19 protein-coding genes are annotated in these 19,176 nt (G+C 40.1%); 11 read left to right on the top strand and 8 right to left on the bottom strand.

What is annotated here, in order from left to right; genetic code table 11:
- The first annotated feature begins 9 nt into the window (after positions 1–9).
- Both DIZ80_16240 and lipA read left to right on the top strand, forming a co-directional pair.
- Positions 10–660, top strand: coding sequence for an octanoyltransferase (locus DIZ80_16240; protein RDH81620.1), 651 nt, complete (start codon positions 10–12; stop codon positions 658–660).
- Positions 657–1,604: a lipoyl synthase gene (lipA, locus tag DIZ80_16235; GenBank protein RDH81619.1), complete on the top strand. Its 948-nt coding sequence runs from the start codon at positions 657–659 to the stop codon at positions 1,602–1,604. The genes DIZ80_16240 and lipA overlap by 4 nt, the downstream gene beginning before the upstream one ends.
- A gap of 52 nt (positions 1,605–1,656) precedes the next feature.
- Here lipA and DIZ80_16230 read toward each other — a convergent pair whose 3' ends face one another.
- From DIZ80_16230 to DIZ80_16215, 4 genes are all read right to left on the bottom strand, one after another.
- The gene (locus DIZ80_16230) at positions 1,657–2,226 is read right to left on the bottom strand and encodes a hypothetical protein (GenBank protein ID RDH81618.1); all 570 of its coding nucleotides are present in this window, start codon (positions 2,224–2,226) and stop codon (positions 1,657–1,659) included.
- A gap of 137 nt (positions 2,227–2,363) precedes the next feature.
- Complete coding sequence (locus DIZ80_16225) at positions 2,364–3,341, bottom strand: DMSO reductase (GenBank protein RDH81617.1); 978 nt, start codon at positions 3,339–3,341, stop codon at positions 2,364–2,366.
- Positions 3,342–3,470: 129 nt separating this feature from the next.
- Positions 3,471–4,202 (bottom strand): ferredoxin, encoded by a 732-nt coding sequence (locus tag DIZ80_16220; GenBank protein ID RDH81616.1) that lies wholly within the window; start codon positions 4,200–4,202, stop codon positions 3,471–3,473.
- Positions 4,202–7,111: a formate dehydrogenase gene (locus DIZ80_16215; protein RDH81615.1), complete on the bottom strand. Its 2,910-nt coding sequence runs from the start codon at positions 7,109–7,111 to the stop codon at positions 4,202–4,204. Before DIZ80_16215 ends, DIZ80_16220 begins: the two co-directional genes overlap by 1 nt.
- Positions 7,112–7,628: 517 nt before the next feature.
- Here DIZ80_16215 and moaA point away from each other — a divergent pair.
- Both moaA and DIZ80_16205 read left to right on the top strand, forming a co-directional pair.
- The gene (moaA, locus tag DIZ80_16210) at positions 7,629–8,615 is read left to right on the top strand and encodes a GTP 3',8-cyclase MoaA (GenBank protein ID RDH81614.1); all 987 of its coding nucleotides are present in this window, start codon (positions 7,629–7,631) and stop codon (positions 8,613–8,615) included.
- 246 nt (positions 8,616–8,861) lie between these two features.
- On the top strand, positions 8,862–9,152 hold the full coding sequence (locus DIZ80_16205; GenBank protein ID RDH81613.1) for a DUF3144 domain-containing protein: 291 nt from the start codon (positions 8,862–8,864) through the stop codon (positions 9,150–9,152).
- Positions 9,153–9,162: 10 nt separating this feature from the next.
- Here DIZ80_16205 and DIZ80_16200 read toward each other — a convergent pair whose 3' ends face one another.
- Positions 9,163–10,050, bottom strand: coding sequence for a hypothetical protein (locus DIZ80_16200; GenBank protein RDH81612.1), 888 nt, complete (start codon positions 10,048–10,050; stop codon positions 9,163–9,165).
- A 122-nt stretch (positions 10,051–10,172) separates the two neighbouring features.
- Between DIZ80_16200 and DIZ80_16195 the strand changes: the two genes are divergently transcribed.
- The gene (locus DIZ80_16195; protein ID RDH81611.1) at positions 10,173–10,637 is read left to right on the top strand and encodes a hypothetical protein; all 465 of its coding nucleotides are present in this window, start codon (positions 10,173–10,175) and stop codon (positions 10,635–10,637) included.
- A gap of 95 nt (positions 10,638–10,732) precedes the next feature.
- On the opposite strand, the gene DIZ80_16190 is transcribed toward DIZ80_16195, so the two are convergent.
- Positions 10,733–11,596, bottom strand: coding sequence for a hypothetical protein (locus DIZ80_16190; GenBank protein ID RDH81610.1), 864 nt, complete (start codon positions 11,594–11,596; stop codon positions 10,733–10,735).
- 148 nt (positions 11,597–11,744) lie between these two features.
- Between DIZ80_16190 and DIZ80_16185 the strand changes: the two genes are divergently transcribed.
- Both DIZ80_16185 and DIZ80_16180 read left to right on the top strand, forming a co-directional pair.
- Positions 11,745–13,124 (top strand): hypothetical protein, encoded by a 1,380-nt coding sequence (locus DIZ80_16185; protein RDH81609.1) that lies wholly within the window; start codon positions 11,745–11,747, stop codon positions 13,122–13,124.
- 325 nt (positions 13,125–13,449) lie between these two features.
- Entirely contained in the window at positions 13,450–14,709 is a 1,260-nt protein-coding gene (locus tag DIZ80_16180) for a hypothetical protein (GenBank protein ID RDH81608.1), read from the top strand.
- Positions 14,710–14,761: 52 nt separating this feature from the next.
- On the opposite strand, the gene DIZ80_16175 is transcribed toward DIZ80_16180, so the two are convergent.
- Positions 14,762–15,199 (bottom strand): hypothetical protein, encoded by a 438-nt coding sequence (locus DIZ80_16175; protein ID RDH81607.1) that lies wholly within the window; start codon positions 15,197–15,199, stop codon positions 14,762–14,764.
- A 137-nt stretch (positions 15,200–15,336) separates the two neighbouring features.
- Between DIZ80_16175 and DIZ80_16170 the strand changes: the two genes are divergently transcribed.
- Together DIZ80_16170 and DIZ80_16165 are read left to right on the top strand one after the other, a co-directional pair.
- Complete coding sequence (locus DIZ80_16170; protein ID RDH81606.1) at positions 15,337–15,894, top strand: hypothetical protein; 558 nt, start codon at positions 15,337–15,339, stop codon at positions 15,892–15,894.
- A complete protein-coding gene (locus DIZ80_16165; protein RDH81605.1) occupies positions 15,891–16,397 on the top strand; it encodes an O-acetyl-ADP-ribose deacetylase in 507 nt (168 codons plus the stop codon). The genes DIZ80_16170 and DIZ80_16165 overlap by 4 nt, the downstream gene beginning before the upstream one ends.
- 21 nt (positions 16,398–16,418) lie before the next feature.
- On the opposite strand, the gene DIZ80_16160 is transcribed toward DIZ80_16165, so the two are convergent.
- A complete protein-coding gene (locus DIZ80_16160) occupies positions 16,419–16,787 on the bottom strand; it encodes a hypothetical protein (GenBank protein RDH81604.1) in 369 nt (122 codons plus the stop codon).
- A 119-nt stretch (positions 16,788–16,906) separates the two neighbouring features.
- On the opposite strand from DIZ80_16160, the gene DIZ80_16155 reads away from it, so the two are divergent.
- Entirely contained in the window at positions 16,907–17,920 is a 1,014-nt protein-coding gene (locus DIZ80_16155; GenBank protein RDH81727.1) for a cytochrome-c peroxidase, read from the top strand.
- Positions 17,921–17,955: 35 nt separating this feature from the next.
- Positions 17,956–19,173 (top strand): Bcr/CflA family drug resistance efflux transporter, encoded by a 1,218-nt coding sequence (locus tag DIZ80_16150; protein RDH81603.1) that lies wholly within the window; start codon positions 17,956–17,958, stop codon positions 19,171–19,173.
- Positions 19,174–19,176 lie beyond the last annotated feature (3 nt).

The following is a 19,176-nucleotide window of genomic DNA, read 5'->3' as shown; positions in this document are numbered from 1 at the left end:
TCAATTATAATGTCACAGCCACTAGATCAATTTGCAATCATCAAATATCTCGGCGTTAAAGACTACGCAGAAACTCAGGTAAAAATGCAGGAGTTCAATGCTCAGCGTGATGAAAATACTGCAGATGAAATCTGGTTTTTAGAGCATCCCGCAGTTTTTACTTTAGGTACCAATAGTAAATCTGAGCATTTACTCAACCCGGAAAATATTCCAGTCGTCCAGTCTGACCGAGGTGGCCAGGTTACCTATCATGCGCCCGGTCAATTAATTGCGTATGTAATGATTGATGTGAAACGTAAAGGCATGGGGGTGCGCCAGATCGTTACCGCATTAGAAACTGCAGTTATTAAATTTTTAGCCAAATTAGGAATAGAAGCGAATGCAGACCCTAAAGCCCCGGGTGTATATGTTGATGGTGAAAAAATTGCCGCACTGGGTTTAAGGTTTAAGCAAAAGGGTTGTTACCATGGGCTTAGTTTGAATGTGGAAATGGATCTGTCAGATTTTGATAGAATAAATCCATGTGGATATTCTGATTTAAAAGTGACTAGCTTGAAGAAACTGGGTAGACCCATGAGTATGCAGCAGGTTACCTGGAAGATAATGAGTGAATTATGTCTGCAGTTAAATATTGTAAATATTAGTGAACAGAAATTATGAGCAAGAATAAAGTTGTTGCAGGTGTAAAGCAGACCGGTGCTGAAAAAGTTTCGCGTATTCCTGTGAAGATAGAAAAAACTGAAAAAATGCCGCGCAAACCTGAATGGATTAGAGCTAAAGCGCCAACTGATCCAAATGTAAAACGTCTTAAAAAAATTCTACGTGAGCAAAAATTATTTACCGTTTGTGAAGAAGCATCCTGCCCCAATTTAGGTGAATGTTTTGGTCATGGCACAGCTACATTTATGATTATGGGTGAAATATGCACTCGCCGTTGTCCGTTCTGTGATGTGGGCCATGGTCGGCCTTTACCGCTTGATACAGAAGAGCCACAAAATATGGCAGATACAATTCAGGCAATGCAATTAAAATACGTTGTTATTACCTCAGTAGATCGAGATGATTTACGTGATGGCGGTGCAGCTCATTTTGTAGAATGCATAGAAAAAACTCGTGCACAGAATCCACAGATAAAAATTGAAACGCTGATACCTGATTTTCGTGGTCGTGTTGATGTTGCTATGGATATTTTGAAAATATCACCACCTGATGTGTTAAATCATAATTTAGAAACAGTGCCTCGATTATATAAAGAGTGTCGTCCCGGTGCAGATTATCAGGGCTCGTTAGATTTATTAAGAACCTTTGGTGACGTCTGTAAAGATGTGCCGACTAAATCAGGTTTGATGTTAGGTCTGGGTGAAGAAAAAGAAGAAGTTCTCGATGTGTTAAAAGATTTACGTGAACATGGTGTCACGATGTTAACACTGGGGCAGTATTTGCAGCCAACATTGCATCATTTGCCGGTTAAGCGTTTTGTGACGCCTGATGAATTTGAAGAGTATAAAGTCCTGGCAGAAGAGATGGGGTTTGAGCAGGTTGCGAGTGCGCCTATGGTTCGATCGTCCTATCATGCGGATTTACAGGCATCAGGAAAATTTTAAGTTTGTTAGTGCGTAATTTTGTTATGCACTAACAAACTGTTACATCTGGGTTTTAAAATTCAAATTTAACGCCAATATGTGCGCCATCGTCTAATTCAAATTCTCCGCCACCATCAAATTCATACTCAATGTTTCTATATCCTAAATATGCTCTTGCGCTTGGGGTTACTTCAAGTTCGATAGCAAATTCGAATTCGCTGTACTGGTCAGCACCACTGAACGAGGTAACGCTAGGCGCGAAAGCGGCGCCGACTACAAATGCGATAGGCATTTCTGATGCAATGATATAGCGTAACTGACCTGCAATCGCGACAGCGCCCGCATCTTCATTTGCTGCATCCAGTGTTACAAATACCAGCTTACCACCAACACCAAACTGAAGTGCTTTGTTATTTCCGGCCGGGTTACCAGTAACCATAATGCCAGCATTTATCTGATAATCATCATCTTCCGTAAACAATATACCAAAACCAATATCTGCACCGCCGTAGCCAAATGTTGATGATTCTGTCAGGTAGGTGAATTCAGCCATTTCATCTGCAAGCTTGATATCAATGCCACGAGAGTGACTTTGTGCTGATATAGCGAGAAGAGTAATTGCAAATGCTATCTTTTTTAACATAGTGTTTCCTGGATTAAAGAGTGTTATTACATATGTGTGATTGTTTATTCAGTGAATAGTTCGCACAAGCGCATCATACACAATCTACAGGCGAAAAAAAACACAGCATAGAGTTATGCTGTGTTTTCTGGGATTGACTAGACAGTTTGGTAGTAAATATTTTGTGGATGATTTGCCTGTGCAAAGAAGAGCCAGCGTTCAGCTACCAGTCCGAGGTACTGAATCAGGAATGCAGCCAGTAATACCTCTGTATTTCCATTAGACATTGCAGCAGAAAGCATAACCAAAGGAACAGGGAATACTAAAATCATAAAAATAAATTTAATGGATTTTAGAAACATCGCTGTCTTGCCATGAAAATATTCGCGAGTATTAAATGAGCCACCCATCGCACCCTGTGATTTCTGCTCAATTTTGTTATGGCGAACACCAATTGCGGTCTGGATAGATGATTTATGTTTTATGCGGCTATTTCGGTAAAGAGATGCAGAGCGGGTAATAAAAACAAGAACCGTCAATGCAATTGCCCAGCCACCAAGAAACAGTGTCTGTTCAGTAAGGCCGAGGTAACTTGATAGTGCAGTTGCTAATGTAAAACCCGAAGCAGTTCCAAACAGAAAGTAGTTAATAACAGTTAATGGGCTAGACCATTCCTGTAAAAACTTAATGCAGGCGTAAATCATTGCAGTGCAAAGAAATAATGCAAAGGTGGCGATAACAGCAAAAACCCCAACAAACAGACTCATGCTTAAATTGATTTCACCATGAGTGAAAGCAATGCTATCAAGCCCCATAAGATGGATAAGGCCATATGCGAAAACGGCAGCCATTGTAGTGGGTAATGCAATAACTTCACGAGATAACCATGAAGTTTTCCAGCGTGCAGCCGAGCGCCATGCGCGTTCAGGGTGCCCTAAATGAAATATTGATGAAACTAAACCACCTATTAATAGCGCTAGTGAGATAGCTGCACCGATACCGTAGAAGTTGGTGTCACCAATACCGGGTAACAGATCAAATTCAGAGTAAACCTGTGTTGAAAACAGCGCCAGAAATAAACCCTGTCCTGCACCGATTAATGTTGTTAAAAATATGACAGAAAATGCGGGATGCATAATTCTCTCCTTAGTTTGTTAAATTATTTGCGTATACATAAAGTTTGGGTACACCGATCGTCAGCTAAAGCTAACTCCTACATGTATTAATTACTTGATGTAGGAGCGCAGCTTTAGCTCGCGATGGGGTTAGATGAATGAGTTATCATCAAGTACCGAACCATCAACCGGTTTATGGTGTTCTTTCTGCTCTTTATTAAGCGGATTATCAACACGAACCAGTTCATCTTTATGAATCGTAATTTTGTTTTTACGGCGAGGTAAATAATGGTTAGAAGGCTTGGTGCCCCATTCAGGCATAAGCTGGTAACCACCTGCATCACGAATTAATTCAGATACATCTGAATGAGCATCATGTACATCACCAAATAAACGTGCGTTAGTCGGGCAGGCTAATACACAGGCCGGCTTGCGCTCAGATTCGGGTAAAGATTCATCATAAATACGATCAACACATAAAGTACATTTTTTCATTACTTTCTGGTGTTCATCGATTTCACGAGCGCCATAAGGGCAGGCCCATGAACAATATTTACAGCCGATACACTTATCGTAATCAACCAGAACAATACCATCCTGTTCGCGTTTGTAACTGGCACCCGTTGGGCACACAGGAACGCAGGGAGGCTCTTCACAATGTAAACATGATTTTGGAAAGTGAACCGTTTCCGTTTTTGGAAACTCACCCACTTCATAAGTTTGTACACGGTTAAAGAAAGTACCGGTTGGATCTTTCTGGTATGGGTTGTCATCAGACATAAAACCCGCAGGGCCAGATGTATTCCATTCTTTACAGGATGTTACGCAGGCACTACAGCCTACACAAACATTCAGGTCTATTATCAGAGCTAGCTGAGTCATTATTTAGCTCCCTTCTTGTCAAATTTACCGGCAAAGAAACCCTGCCATTTACGGCGTATATTCATACCCGGTAAAACTTTCATTGATTTAAACTGAGGCAGTGTGTGGTCCGCATCATCTTCTGCTTTATAAACACGTACACGTACGTCATACCATGCAGCCTGTCCCGTTACCGGGTCAGAGTTAGATATGTGTTCACCACATTCATTCTTAGGCAGCTCTTCCGCAATTAAGTGGTTAAGCAGGAAGCCCTGTTGTGATTCATTTGCATCATCACTTAAGTTCCAGGCGCCTTTTGCTTTTCCTACCGCATTCCATGTCCAGATAGTGCCCGGCTCAACCGCTTCAGAGAAACGGGCCATGCAACGTACTTTACCGTGCATTGATTCAACGTAAATCCAGTCGCCATCTTTAAAGTTATGTTTCTCACCTAACGATGGATGCACATGCATATAGTTATGTGCATGAATCTGACGCAACCAGGCGTTCTGAGAATCCCATGAATGATACATCGCCATCGGACGCTGAGTTAATGCATTAATCGGGTACTTCTGTTTATCCGTTAACTTACCTTCTAATGTTTCAGAGTAGAAAGGTAGCGGATTAAAGTGTTCTTCAACACGTGCACGTAAATGATCAGGTGGCTGACGACCAGGGCGTTTACCCTGTGCAGCTAATCTGAACTTCTGCAGAACTTCAGAATAAATATGAATATTAATCGGTTCATCGTAACGTGTTAAACGGTGATCCTGTGCCCAGGTTAAGTAACCCTGGTTCCAGTTACGCATGTACTGATAAGAAACCGGTAAGTGATACTGGTAAACACAGTTATTCTTTTCGTACATTTCCCACTGGTTCGGATTCGGTTCACCTTTCATGAATTTCTCGCCACCTTTACCGCGCCAGCCAGCAAGGAAACCAATACCAGAACCCGGCTCAGTTTCAAAGTTGGTAATGAACTCAGGGTAGTTACGATATTTACGTGAACCATCATCATTAACGAATACGGGTAATTTCAAACGTGAACCCAGTTCAATTAAAACTTCCTGAAATGGTTTGCAATCACCCTTAGGTGGAACAACCGGAACACGAACTGAATCAACCGGGCCGTCAAATTCTGAAATAGGACGATCAAGCATTGACATAACATCGTGACGCTCAAGATAAGTTGTATCTGGAAGCACCAGATCAGCAAATGCAACGGTTTCTGAGTGGAATGCATCAGAGACAATTAAGAATGGAATTTTGTATTCACCATCTTCATCTTTGTCGTTCAACATGCCACGAACATCGGTGGTGTTCATGGTTGAGTTCCATGCCATGTTAGACATGAAAATCATCATCGTATCAACTTTGTACGGGTCGCCGCGCCATGCATTGGTGATAGCATTGTGCATTAAGCCGTGAGCAGATAATGGGAACTCCCATGAGAAGCCTTTATCCAGTCGAACCGGCTCACCTTTATCGTCAATAAATAAATCTTCAGGTGATGCGGGGAAGCCAAGTGGCATACCGCCTAATGGTGTATTGGGTTTAACGCCTTCTGGCCCTTTTGGTGTTTTAGGGCAGGGTGGAATTGGGCGCGGGAATGGTGCTTTATGGCGGAATCCGCCCGGGCGATCAATGGTGCCCAGTATCGACATTAAGATAGATAAACCACGAATAGTCTGGAAACCATTAGAGTGAGCAGCCAGGCCACGCATTGCGTGGAAGGCAACCGGGTTACCGGTTACAGAAGCATGTTCACGACCCCATGTGTCAGTCCAGGCAATCGGTAATTCAATTTTCTCATCACGTGCCACTATGCCCATTTCATGGGCCAGACGACGAATTGTTTCAGCTGGAATGCCCGTAACAGAAGCAGCCCATTCAGGTGTGTATTCTTCAACTGATTCTTTAAGAAGCTGGAATGCAGGTTTAACCGGCGTGCCATCTTCCATAGTGAACTCACCCATTAAGAATGGATCGGTTCCTTCAGTGTGTGTACGAACAGGTTTGTCTGTATGACGATCCCACCACATTTGATTCTGGTGATCGAAACAACCCTCTTCAGGGTCATTGATATCCATGCGATAGAACATGCCGTGCTGTTCTGAATTTTCATCACAGTTAACCAGCTGACCTGAGTTAGAGTAATCTTTAACAAACTCACGGTCATATAAACCGGTTTCAATTAACTCACGTACGATCGCTAAAATTAACGCATTATCAGTACCTGGTTTAATTGGCACCCATTCATCAGCAATCGCAGAGTAACCCGTGCGTACCGGATTGATCGAAATAAAACGACCACCGTTACGTTTAAATTCAGACAGGGCAATTTTCATCGGATTGGAGTGATGATCTTCCGCTGTGCCGATCATAATGAACAGCTTGGAGCGTTCCAGATCAGGACCACCAAATTCCCAGAAAGAACCACCGATAGAGTAGATCATGCCGGCAGCCATATTAACCGAGCAGAAACCACCGTGTGCCGAGTAGTTAGGCGTACCGTAGTTCTTCGCGAACATACCGGTTAATGCCTGCATCTGGTCGCGACCAGTGATTAAGGTGAATTTTTTAGGATCTGTAGCACGAATATTTGCCAGGCGATCTTCCATAATGTCGAACGCTTTATCCCAGGAAATTTCCTCGAATTCAGAGTCGCCACGTAGAGAGCCTTTCTTGCGCAATAACGGTTTCGTTAAACGAGCAGGTGAGTACTGCTTCATTATGCCTGATGCGCCTTTAGCGCAGATTACGCCCTTATTTAAAGGGTGTTCAGGGTTGCCCTGTATGTAACGTACTTCGTTGTCTCGCAATGTTACGCGAATACCACAACGACAAGCACACATATAGCAGGTAGTATTTTTGGTTTCAATACGGCCAACGGGTTGTTTGGTCGCATCATGTATCACACTGGATGTCATACTAAAGTCCTGTTTTAAAGTGTCGAACGATTATATTGATCGAAATCAATAAAGCTAATCAGGATTGTTAAGTTAATCATAAAATACTTATATAGGATATTATTAAATTTAATAGTTAGCTTAAATTTGATTATTACTAAATGGATATGAGGTATAGCATAGAAATATCCGCTTCACATAGTTGAAAGCCTGCTGTGGCTGCGTTTTAGCGCAATATGCTTCTATTGCAATAAAGTTTTATTTTATCTAACTCATTGTTTTTACGAGTTTTTATAACTAACGGTAATAGTTCGTTTGAGTGAGAGGTTATTTATGCTGAAAAAATTAACTCGACAAACGGTGACATAACCTTACACTGAGTAATGTAGCGTATATTTGATTTATCTTATATTATATATGTATCTCGTTCTTGATCAGGCCCAATGATCTGTTCTGTTTATACTTATAGAATGAGTCGAAACATTTCAACCTTCAACAGGTCATACTCATGTGCAGGTATTACGCAAGGTAGACAGTCATGTCAGAAACAGCATTAATAGATCAGTTTGGACGAAGCATAGATTATGTTCGTATATCCGTTACCGACAGATGTGATCTGCGCTGTACGTATTGCATGCCTAAGCACTTTAAAGATTTTCATGAGCCAGATGAGTGGCTGACCTTTGATGAGATTGAAAGAGTGGTAGCTGCTTTCGCAAGAATGGGCACACGCCGCATACGTTTAACTGGTGGCGAACCGCTAGTTAGAAAAAACCTGCCACAACTTGCGCATCGATTATCTGCACTTCCCGGTTTAGAAGATTTATCACTGAGTACTAATTGCACTCGCATGAATAAACATGCAGAGGAATTAAAAGCGGCGGGTATCAGCCGTATCAATGTAAGCCTTGATAGTTTAAATGCAGATACGTTTAAAGAATTAACCGGTGGCAAGTTAGAAAAAGTTGTTGATGGTTTAATGGCCGCGAAAGCGGCTGGCCTTAGTCCTATAAAAGTAAATATGGTGTTAATGAAAGATACAAACGATCATGAAGTAGAAAGCATGGTTGAGTTTTGTGCGAAACACGGATTTACACTACGCTTTATAGAAACCATGCCGGTGGGTGATATGGGACGTAAAGCCACCGATAAATTTGTAAACCTTCAGGATATAAAGCAACGCCTGGCAAAAAGTTTTGACCTGGTACCGGGTGTTATGCCCGGTGGTGGCCCGGCACGTTATATGAATGTGCAGGGAACCGATATTAATATTGGTTTTATTACGCCTTTATCGCAACACTTCTGTGAAACCTGTAATCGGGTGCGCCTGTCTGTAGACGGCACAATTTATACCTGCCTGGGTCAGGAGGATAATTTTGAATTACGTCCATTATTACGTGCAGGCATTACAGATGAAGAGCTGGAACAGGCCATTCGCACAGCAATAGATTTGAAACCAGAAAAACATGAGTTTAATGAAAATCCTGAAAAAGTATTAAGGTTTATGTCTTATACCGGCGGCTAGATTTTATCTCCGAGTTACATATTCATCGGGGACATTGCACCCTAAATCCATATGAAGTGGACGGCAAATTCTCCGATGGATATGTGCCTGTACTCCTGCAAATCAGAAACGTACGAAGTAGATTGCTTATCTGTAGCCAAATAAAAATCACTAAAGAATAAAATCGGAAAATGATTTAATATTTGCTCAGTTAAAATAAAGCTGTATAAATGCTTATACAAAACACTATAAAAGAGAAACTCCCCTATGACCAAAGAAACCCGAGATGAAGAATTCTGGGAAATAACAGATAAGTTTATTGAGCTTGCCAATGAGCAGTGTGATAAACATAAAAATGGAAAAGTAAGTACATCTATTTTATTTTCAGCCGCTCGTTTTAATTCATTTATGTATGCCTCTACAGCAAAAAATCTGGAAGATTTTGCAAAAGATAAAGAGTTGGCAGTTGAGTTTTTGACGCAGGAATATAGAAAAGTATTAATGGAGAATTTAAATGATTATGAAAAGAATTATAAGGATTATTTAGAAAATAAATAATCTGATTTTTTTACGGGCTTAAAATTTTAATCATGTGTGCAGATAAAAACTCAAGCGCCACACGCATACGAGATAAATGCCTTAAGTCTTTGTGATAAACAAGCCACACTTCATGGCTGGGTATTTTTTCAGATACTAATACGGGAACTAACGGGTTATTAGCCCGTTTAAAAAAAACGGGCTGTATCGAAATGCCGCAACCCGACAATGTCGCTTTAAGTCGTGCAATTGTGCTGTCACTAGTTGTTATGTTTAAGGTTTTATCTGAGTGTTTGAGTAGCCATTGATTTTCAGGCAGGTTATGTAATAAATCACCATAAGAAATGATCCGGTGATTTTTAAGTTCATCTAAGGTGATGGGAGAACCGAAGTTTCTGGAATATTCATCTGACGAAAATAAGCCCATTTGCATATCACCTAATTTTTTAATCACCAGATCGGCCTGTTTGGGTCTGAATAATCGAATTGCAATATCAGCATCACCGCGAGTCAGGTTTGCACTTGAAGATGAAAGATCTAGTTGAAGTTTAATGTCAGGGTACTGTTTATAAAAAACACCTAATACAGGCATAATTGCTTCATGGCATATGCCTTCGGGCAGCGAGAGTTTAACGGTGCCGCTTATGGTTTCGCTTTCAGCTTGAACTGTTCTTTGAATTTTTACGACACTGCTTTGGATTTGCTGTGATTCTTCATGAATTCGCTTACCTTCTTCTGTCAGGCTCAATCCTTTAACAGAGCGCTGAAATAATTTAACACCTAGAGATTCTTCAAGACTATTGATATGTCGCCCAACGGTGGGCTGGTTTGTTGCAAGTTTTTTTGCAGCCGCAGACAGGCTGCCAGTTTCAGCAGCGGCCAAAAAAAATCGTATCCCATCCCAATCCATGCTATTCATATATGAATATTATATAGTTAGTTTTAGAAGTTTACTAAACAAATTTGACTTGATAGGTTAGGCTATAAGATAAAACATGAATTAAACGCCAGATAATGAACACATAAATAAGGGCAGGTTGTATGAGTGAGCAGCTGACATTCCATAATAAAACGGTCGATATAAAACTCTCAAATGCGGCAAGAGAGCAGAGCCGGAAACTGACATCAGTATTAGTGATTGAAATTCAAATCTATTTCAGCTGCCTGTTAGGCAAACGACTGGCATTTTATAGTGAGCAGGAGATTGAAGGCGCGTGGCATTTATCCGCAGATGAGCTCGCAGATGTATTGCGGAATGCTCAGTCATTAACTGATAATGTTTATGTGCGCTTTAATACGGTAATGACGAAAAGCTGTCCGGTTGGTGATTATATTGGTCCACCCCCTGTGACAGATTTCACCATAAAAAAACAGGGAGCTTATGTGCCGGGCTGGTTAAATATAGATTTTAAGAATGGGCAATGGAGTGGTCAGTTTGGCTGGAAAGCGAGTAATAAATCATACGCGAACACCAAACAGGTGAGGGGTAATGCTCTGGCATCTTAATGTCGTAGTGGGTAGTTTAAGCTGCCGATTTATAGAAGCGAGCCGTAGAAAAATGCAAACATCATCAGGATAAGTCATCATAATGCGGCCCTGAATCACAAAATAGAAATCGCCAGTTTGAAATGCTCTTCCAGGTTTTCAACAGTATCTATAATTTGTTCTTTAGTTAACCCACTAGTTAACCAGTGTTCATGCTCATCAATTAATGTATCTAAATCAATCTCCTGAGCACTTGATGAGAGGTGTGAAATGGTGCAGGCAATTGATATTACAAGCGTTTCTATTTTGTAATCAACAGTATCTGACGGGTAATTGTGATAACGGGTCGTATTGATAAAAATATCAGGTAACCCCCAGTAAGCGATTAAAGCAGCCCCTACTTCACAGTGATCAAAACCAAGTAACTGTATTTCAGCTATATGGGTCTCAAGCTGATCATTAATAATATGGCGCTGTATGCTCATCGATTCGTTAGGTAACTCATGTGCAATGACCAGTTTACCGATATTATGAATTAAACCCGCAATGAAAAGCGCCTCAGCATCCAGACCTTTTAACTGGTTTGCCAGTAGTTTTGTGAGTACGGCAGTGCGCACACTGTGATTCCAGTAATCATCCATGGGGAAAACATCAATACTTATACGGGATATAACGCCTGATATTACAGCGCCTAAAATCATATTTCGTAAGGTTGCTCGGCCAAGAATTGCGGCTGCCTGAGATACACTGGCAATATTATGCTCAAAACCAAAAAATGAACTGTTAACAACTTTGAGTAAACGGGCTGATATAACCGGGTCGATTTGAACAACCGCAGCTATTTGTTCATTGGTAGAGTTTTTGTCGTCAAGTACTTCTGAAGCACGAATATAAATATCCGGTAATGATGATAATTCCATCTCTTTATGAATTAATTCAGAAACGGCAGACTTGATATCATTTTTCATGATCATAACCATAAATGTATTCTATGACTGTTCTTGTTCTTGTATGTCCATATATTATGATTATAGACGACAATTTTTTAAAAAAGCTTTGCTATACTTTTAATTGGAAATTAGATAAATAGATTTCTAGCTTGTACCCGTTCAGTTGTGGTTTAGTAAAATGATAAGTACTGAATATAAAAAAGACTACCCCCTCGACTCTCTTATTTTCTCTGATGGTGACCCTGCAGACTGCGCTTATATTATTGAAAAAGGTATGGTTGAAGTTTCAATAATTAAAGACGAAAAAAAACTCATTATTGCATTGTTAACGGATGGTGATTTATTAGGTGAGATGGCGCTCATTGATGATCACGTGAGAAATGCAACGGCAATTGCTATTGAAGACTCACAGCTTATTGTTATACCCCGTGAATATATAAAACATAAAATTGATATATCAGATCCAACCGTACGATTTTTCCTGCAGGTGATAATGGAGCGATACCGTGATATGCATGCTCGAATGATGCATGTAGTAGAAGGCATAACACACCATGCATCTGAAGATGAATATCAGTCAATGTTTAACAATACAACTAATATTGTTAAATCATTAATGAAGCAATATATAGAAATGCAAGACAGAATAATGGGTGCAGTGAATACCAGCACACACAGTGATGAAAATCATGTGGCACACCCAGATGAGGTGATGTCTACCGTAAGCACATTAAATCTTGAACATAATTTACGCAATGCAATAGAAAATAATGAGTTTGAGCTTTATTACCAGCCGATAATTGATATAAAAAATAATCATATAGCGGGTTGTGAGGCGTTAATAAGGTGGAATAATCCGGTCTTAGGTTTTGTGTCTCCAGCCGATTTTATACCCAAAGCAGAAGAGTGTGGGTTAATAGTGCCACTAGGGCAGTGGATTATTGAAGAAGCCTGCGAAGCCTTAATTCGGTTTTTAAAAACATCAGGCAGTAAGGGTTCTTTTTTATATGTCAGTATCAACTTGTCAGCAAGGCAGTTTGAGCACCCTGATTTAATTAAAGATATTTCAAATGTACTTAATAATTTAAAAATAGTGCCCGCGAATGTGAAGTTTGAAATAACCGAAACATTATTAATGGCAAATCCAGACCGGGCATTAGAAGCATTAAAAAACTTAAAACAACTGGGAGTGACATTAGCAATAGATGATTTTGGAACTGGATATTCAAGCTTTAGTTATCTTCACCATTTTCCTATCGATACTTTAAAAATAGATCAGACATTTGTCGGTACCATGTGTGAAGACAAAAAAAGTTTTGAAATTGTTTCCACCTTAAATAGTCTGGCCCATAATTTGGGTATGAATGTAATAGCGGAAGGAATAGAAACCGCAGATGTAGATAATAAATTAAGACAGATAAATAGTGATTATGCTCAGGGTTATTTATATTCCAGACCAGTGGCAGAAGCAGAATTTATAAAATTATTAAAAAATGGTTTAAGTCAGGTTGTATTAGATGAAATAGAAATCAATCCCTCAAAAACAGGTTGTAAATAAACTCTTTGTTCAAGTGCAGAGTTAGAGGTGATATCATTTTCACGCTTTGCGTGAGAACAAAAATGTAGAGTCTCTTACAGTTGACGTAATAACAATTAAGAATAAATCAGGGGCAGAATAGGATTAACGGTTTTCTTGAATAGCACTGTTTAAAGTGTAATACTGATCAAAATAATAAATACTAGTCTACCTCTATTATTGGAGGGTGCTAAGAGCATTATATGTAAGAGCTTCATCAAAGCTTTGATGCTAATTACTGGGGAATAGCCAATAATAATTGCATTGGACTTATTGTAATCTAATTTTTTACAACTAGAGTTGAACTATGAACACCGATTCATTACTCAGTGCCTCAAGCATGATTCTCAATTCGGGATTAATTCTCGCAGCATTGTTTACTATTTATTACCTTCGAAGACCCAATTTCCAAAAAAGCGAGTCATGGCAGGCAACCCTGACACCGTTATCATCAATTATCGGTAGTGGTTTCCTGATTATGTCTCCGTTACTGGCCAGTGTTGTCGGTATACTTTCACCTGTGGCTGTAACCGGTATAGTCATACTAGCGTACGCCATAGGTAGTGTAATACGATTTAATATTATGCATGTCGAACCACGGATAAAGGATGGTTCATTATCACAAAGAACAAGAGAGGTAGAGTATCTGGGTGATATAGCGCTGGTTCTTGCCTATATGGTCGCCGTTGCATTTTATCTGTCGCTTCTATCTTCCTTTTTATTGAGCTATCTCGGTGTCGACAATATTGATGCTGAACGATGGTTAACTACAGTCATTATTCTCTTTATTTCGTTCGTTGGGTATCAACGCGGACTAGGTGGGCTGGAAAAACTAGAAGCTGTATCAATGACTGTGCAGCTTTCTATTGTGGTGTCATTATTATTGGGTTTAGGTGCTTTTTCTTATGTGTTTTATACATCAGGTGGAAGCTTAAGTTTCGATTATCCACAACGTGATGTTAGCACGCAGGTACGTATACTTGCAGGTGCATTACTGGTCGTGCAAGGTTTTGAAACGTCGCGTTTCCTTGGTGAAAAATACAGTCCGGAGGTGCGCGTAGCGACAATGAAAAAAGCACAAATCATTTCAGGGATACTCTATGTAGTTTCAGTCATCCTCTTTTTACCCGTTGTTCAGTATCTTGATCTTCAACATGTCCAATTAGCCAAAATTGTTGATGTAACGGGTCAGGCAGCACTGGTATTGCCCTTTATGTTGATAGGTGCGGCATTGATGAGTCAGTTTAGTGCAGCAGTTGCTGACACAGGTGGTGGTGGTGGGTTGTTAAGTGAGAATAGTGGTAAAAAACTATCTACACGCATTAGTTATCTGGGTATATCAATTTGTGCTGTTTTACTGGTTTGGGCCGTTGATTTAATTGAAATTATCACCCTCGCATCTCGTGCATTCGCCTTTTATTATTTTTTACAGGCACTGCTTGCGCTTAATTTTTGTTATCGTGACTGCTCACCAGATTCACGCATGACTGTATGGAGACGTATGTTATTCATGAGTGTTGCACTGATTCTTCTATATATTATTTTCTTTGCTATTCCGGCTGAATAATGACCTGTAATATTAGAGTTAATAATTATCTGGTACTAATCAGTTCTGTTTTTTAACGCGACGTATGACACTCTTCGCAACTATTTACAATATCTCCAATTTTTGAATAATCAGGCGGAGTCGTTTTCGCAAACATCTTGGCTTCTCCAATGTCAGTAATAAACTGCTCAATATGATCTCTTATAAATAATTGATTGGTTTGTGTATGGCCGGCGCTGAGTCGAGCAGCGATGCTTTGTAAATCACCTAGTTCCGAAATAATCTGTTGTTGTTGAGTCCTGTTATTTGTAGATGCTTTTTCGGCAATCTGTCCGAGTCTCTCAACACCCTTGCTCATCTTTCTCATTAGGCTCTTTACTTCCCTGTCTTCTACATAAGTAAAGTCTTCTGAATAAGTTAGTTTACGAACTTGAGCACAGCCAATATTGCCAGCGATAATCAAAGTAGTCACTAGTAACGTGAAAGCCCTGTGTTTTAAAGATAGTTGCATTATTCAACCTCTAGTATATTAAAGTCGAGAATTTACCGGTTCAAAAAACAGTATACTTCAATAATAGAGTATATTATTCATAACCGATTAATATTTAATTCCGAATAATTAACTCACTATTAACTGCAAGAGGAAATATGGATATTTTACTGCTCGGAATAACAATCTTCTTTGGGGTGCATCTGGTGCCCAGTTTTGTAAACTTTCGAAAGAAAGCGATAAATGGTTTAGGGGAGGCCAGGTATAAAGGACTGTATTCTATTACGGCACTACTGGGTCTGGTTCTAATTATATATGGTATGTCCGAGGCAGAATATCAACCGATATGGGAGCCACCATATTGGAGTAGAAAGGTAGTCATAGTGACTATGCTGCTTGTTTTTTATTTGTTTGTTGCGGCGGATATGAAATCAAATATTAAGCGATTCATACGCCACCCGATGCTTTTTGGCGTGTTTCTCTGGTCATGTGTTCATTTATTCGCAAACGGTGATCTCGCATCAATAACTCTGTTTGGCTCGTTTGCTATTTATTCTTTGTTTGCGATAGTGTCGGCAAATTTAAGAGGGGCGTTACTGCAAACAGAAAAGTACCCGGTAAAAAATGATATTGGTAGTTTTATTGCAGGTCTAGTTGCTTATGCCGTATTTGTTTTAGTTATACACCCATATCTAATTGGTGTGCCAGTGATATGAAAATAGATATTCTACAAACCGATATCACACGGCTCAAAGTTGATGCTATTGTAAATGCGGCGAATAATTCACTGCTTGGGGGTGGGGGTGTAGATGGCGCAATACATCGTGCAGCGGGAGAAAAATTGCTGGCAGAATGTCGTACACTCAACGGCTGTGAAACGGGTTATGCAAAAATGACAAAAGCTTATGACTTGCCCGCAAAATTTGTGATTCATACCGTGGGTCCGGTCTGGATGGGTGGTGGTAATGGTGAAGAGCGGTTACTGGCATCCTGTTATCGTGAGTGTATAAATCTGGCTATTGAGAATGAATTGTCATCTCTCGCATTTCCGGCGATTAGTTGTGGTGTTTATGGTTTTCCAGTTCAACGTGCCTGTGAAATTGCGGTTGATGAAGTAAAAGCTTCGAAACAGAATACGATATTACAGCATATTATATTTGCTTGTTTTAATGATAAGGTGGAGAGTGGCCTGAATAAAGCGCTTGGTAAATATAATTAAAGTTTACTATATACGGCCAAATTAAGACTGCTGATCAAGTTGTTCAGCTTCTATCAGCTCCTCGTTGTTTACCAGATCGCCTTTGCAAACTTTAAGCATAACTTCACATTGTTTTTCGGTTGAGTGATTTTTAAGTTCAGAAAGAATTTTGTAATGTGTTTCAATGGCTGTTTTTACCATCATGCGCATTCGCCTGTTTAATAAACCTGCGCCACACTCGGAAAAGTGTTTTTCAAAGTAATCAGCAGCATTCAGCAATGCATCACTGGCAACCAGATTACACTCAGAATTATGAGCTTTAGGGTAAGCCAGATAAGCAAAGTTTCTTAATGAGCTACAGATGATGTCTTTCATTGCTTCATTACATTGAATTTCTATATATTTAGACATGTTTATAGGTTCTGTGAGCTGATATGATAATGTTAGTCGTTGATTGCGCATGTTACAAATTGAAAGCAACTAATGATAGATTATGGGTATTTTCTTAAACTTGGATATGACGTATGAATATGAAAAAAATCACAGGGTTTACGCCCGCGTTTACATTGGGTTTTATACTGATATTTACAAATAGTGCATTTGCGGATAAAACTGATCGATTAATGCGCAGTGCAAATCGTTATTTCTCGCCATTGCCTGCCAGCATGCCCGGCGCTGAAAATGATACGCCAGCACGCATAGCCCTGGGTAAAAAACTCTTCTTTGATAAACGCCTTTCAATTAATGATACACAGGCCTGTGCATCCTGTCATGAGCTTGAAAATGGAATGGCGGGTGTGGATAACCTGTCTACGTCCCCCGGTGCAAAAGGTGAGTTTGGAACACGTAATAGCCCGACCGTGTTAAATGCGGGTTGGCAGGATAGTCAGTTCTGGGATGGTCGAGCAAAAGATTTAGTCGAGCAGGCGAAAGGCCCGATTCTCAACCCGGTGGAAATGGGGATGCCGGATGAGCAAACGGTCGAAAAGAAAATACGCGGTATAACCGAGTATCAAAAATTGTTTTCCAGTGTTTACCCAAAAGATAAACCGGCTATTACCTATCAGAATATTGCAGAAGCTATAGCTGCATTCGAGCGCACCTTAATTACCCCTTCACGTTTTGATGATTTTATGAATGGGGACGCAAGTGCATTAAATCAGTCGGAACAGCGAGGCCTAAAGTCATTTATCAAACTTGATTGCAAATCATGTCATGATGGAAAATTACTGGGTGGTGAGACCTATGAAACCCTGGGCAAAGAAAACCCCTATGAGAATCAGAGTGATACTGGTTTATTTGCGCTCACTGGCGATGAAGATGACCGGCTGACATTTAAAGTCGCATCGCTTCGAAATGTGGCGTTAACTGCTCCATATTTTCATGATGGAAAAATTGAAAAGCTAAATGATGCGGTAAAAGAAATGGCGTATTTACAACTGGATAAAAAACTAACGGACTCACAGGTTGAAGATATTGTGCTTTTTCTTCAGGCATTAACGGATAAAAAGAGAGAGTTTAAAAGTAAAGCCCATAAGAAATAATATTTTTCTTATGTTATAAAAATTAAGAGAGCTTTGTGAAACAGGATAATAATTTAATAGCAATGGTTGTCATCGTCGCGTTTGTGTCGATGATTGGTCCATTCAGCATTGATACCTATTTACCTTCTTTCCCTTCTATTGAAGCTGAGTTTGGCAGTAGTCGGTCTCAACTTTCCCAGTCTATTGCTTTTTATATGATCGCAACGGCCATATCCAGTTTGTTCTGGGGGCCGTTATCTGACAGGCTGGGTCGTAAACATGTTATTTCGGGTTCTCTTTTTTTTTATTCAATTGCATCGCTGGGTTGTGCGTTAGCAACTGACTATTCTGAGTTTTTATTATTTCGCATTTTTCAGGGTATGGCTGCAAGTGGGGGGCTGGTAGCCGGTCGTGCAATGGTGCGAGATGTTTATGACAGTAATAATGCTCAACGGGTTATGGCTTATGTGTTGATGTTATTTGCTCTAGCACCGGCGATTGCGCCGATTATTGGCGGTTTATTACATGAGTTATTCGGTTGGCGCAGTATATTTTATTTTTTATGTTTATATGGCGTCACCATGTTGCTGTTATCCAGTTTTATACTGAGTGAAACATTACATAAATCTAAGCAACAGTCTTTTCATCCATTTCATGTATTAAGAATTTACGCACGAACGTTATTGCATCTTCGTTTCTTAACTATTGTGATTTCACTGGGCTTTAGTTTTGGTGGGCTGTTTGTATATATTGCCGGGGCACCCACGGTGATGTTTGATTTTCTGTCACTCGAAAGCACAGATTTCTGGATACAGTTTGTGCCCATGACTGCGGGTATTATTGTGGGTTCATTTTTAGCGGGTAAACTGACCCGGCACTGGTCAAGTGTGAAAACGATTAATCTGGCATTTGTGATTATGTTTATTGGTATGGTAATTAATGTTATGCATTCCAGTGTTATCCATGCAAATTCTACTCAGTCGAGTTTGTTTTTACCTGAACCAATCTGGATAATTGCACCCATCGTTATATACGCATTTGGTGTCGCGTTGTCTATGCCGGGTTTAGGGATACTGGCATTAGACTGTTTTCCAGATAACAGGGGCGCAGCCTCTGCTGTTCAGAGCTTTTCGCAAATAATGATGTCGGGTCTGGTTGCTGGTTTGATGCTGCCATCACTCCCTCAAAGTATAACCGCATATGCTTCATTACAAATGCTTCTGCTCATTGCGGGATTGTTGTTATGGGGCATATCAGGCTTATGTAAGAAATAGGCT

Origin of the sequence: endosymbiont of Galathealinum brachiosum (assembly GCA_003349885.1) — a bacterium.
Lineage (GTDB): Bacteria > Pseudomonadota > Gammaproteobacteria > SZUA-229 > SZUA-229 > SZUA-229.
The sequence above is the reverse complement of the archived record's forward strand: the minus strand, read 5'-3'. Positions and strand labels throughout refer to the sequence as shown.

What these genes read in the sequence shown, in the direction of transcription:
- DIZ80_16240 (RDH81620.1), top strand. Translation starts at nt 10, where the DNA reads ATGTCACAGCCACTAGATCAATTTGCAATCATCAAATATCTCGGCGTT.
- lipA (RDH81619.1), top strand. Translation starts at nt 657, where the DNA reads ATGAGCAAGAATAAAGTTGTTGCAGGTGTAAAGCAGACCGGTGCTGAA.
- DIZ80_16230 (RDH81618.1), bottom strand. Translation starts at nt 2,226, where the DNA reads ATGTTAAAAAAGATAGCATTTGCAATTACTCTTCTCGCTATATCAGCA.
- DIZ80_16225 (RDH81617.1), bottom strand. Translation starts at nt 3,341, where the DNA reads ATGCATCCCGCATTTTCTGTCATATTTTTAACAACATTAATCGGTGCA.
- DIZ80_16220 (RDH81616.1), bottom strand. Translation starts at nt 4,202, where the DNA reads ATGACTCAGCTAGCTCTGATAATAGACCTGAATGTTTGTGTAGGCTGT.
- DIZ80_16215 (RDH81615.1), bottom strand. Translation starts at nt 7,111, where the DNA reads ATGACATCCAGTGTGATACATGATGCGACCAAACAACCCGTTGGCCGT.
- moaA (RDH81614.1), top strand. Translation starts at nt 7,629, where the DNA reads ATGTCAGAAACAGCATTAATAGATCAGTTTGGACGAAGCATAGATTAT.
- DIZ80_16205 (RDH81613.1), top strand. Translation starts at nt 8,862, where the DNA reads ATGACCAAAGAAACCCGAGATGAAGAATTCTGGGAAATAACAGATAAG.
- DIZ80_16200 (RDH81612.1), bottom strand. Translation starts at nt 10,050, where the DNA reads ATGAATAGCATGGATTGGGATGGGATACGATTTTTTTTGGCCGCTGCT.
- DIZ80_16195 (RDH81611.1), top strand. Translation starts at nt 10,173, where the DNA reads ATGAGTGAGCAGCTGACATTCCATAATAAAACGGTCGATATAAAACTC.
- DIZ80_16190 (RDH81610.1), bottom strand. Translation starts at nt 11,596, where the DNA reads ATGGTTATGATCATGAAAAATGATATCAAGTCTGCCGTTTCTGAATTA.
- DIZ80_16185 (RDH81609.1), top strand. Translation starts at nt 11,745, where the DNA reads ATGATAAGTACTGAATATAAAAAAGACTACCCCCTCGACTCTCTTATT.
- DIZ80_16180 (RDH81608.1), top strand. Translation starts at nt 13,450, where the DNA reads ATGAACACCGATTCATTACTCAGTGCCTCAAGCATGATTCTCAATTCG.
- DIZ80_16175 (RDH81607.1), bottom strand. Translation starts at nt 15,199, where the DNA reads ATGCAACTATCTTTAAAACACAGGGCTTTCACGTTACTAGTGACTACT.
- DIZ80_16170 (RDH81606.1), top strand. Translation starts at nt 15,337, where the DNA reads ATGGATATTTTACTGCTCGGAATAACAATCTTCTTTGGGGTGCATCTG.
- DIZ80_16165 (RDH81605.1), top strand. Translation starts at nt 15,891, where the DNA reads ATGAAAATAGATATTCTACAAACCGATATCACACGGCTCAAAGTTGAT.
- DIZ80_16160 (RDH81604.1), bottom strand. Translation starts at nt 16,787, where the DNA reads ATGTCTAAATATATAGAAATTCAATGTAATGAAGCAATGAAAGACATC.
- DIZ80_16155 (RDH81727.1), top strand. Translation starts at nt 16,907, where the DNA reads ATGAAAAAAATCACAGGGTTTACGCCCGCGTTTACATTGGGTTTTATA.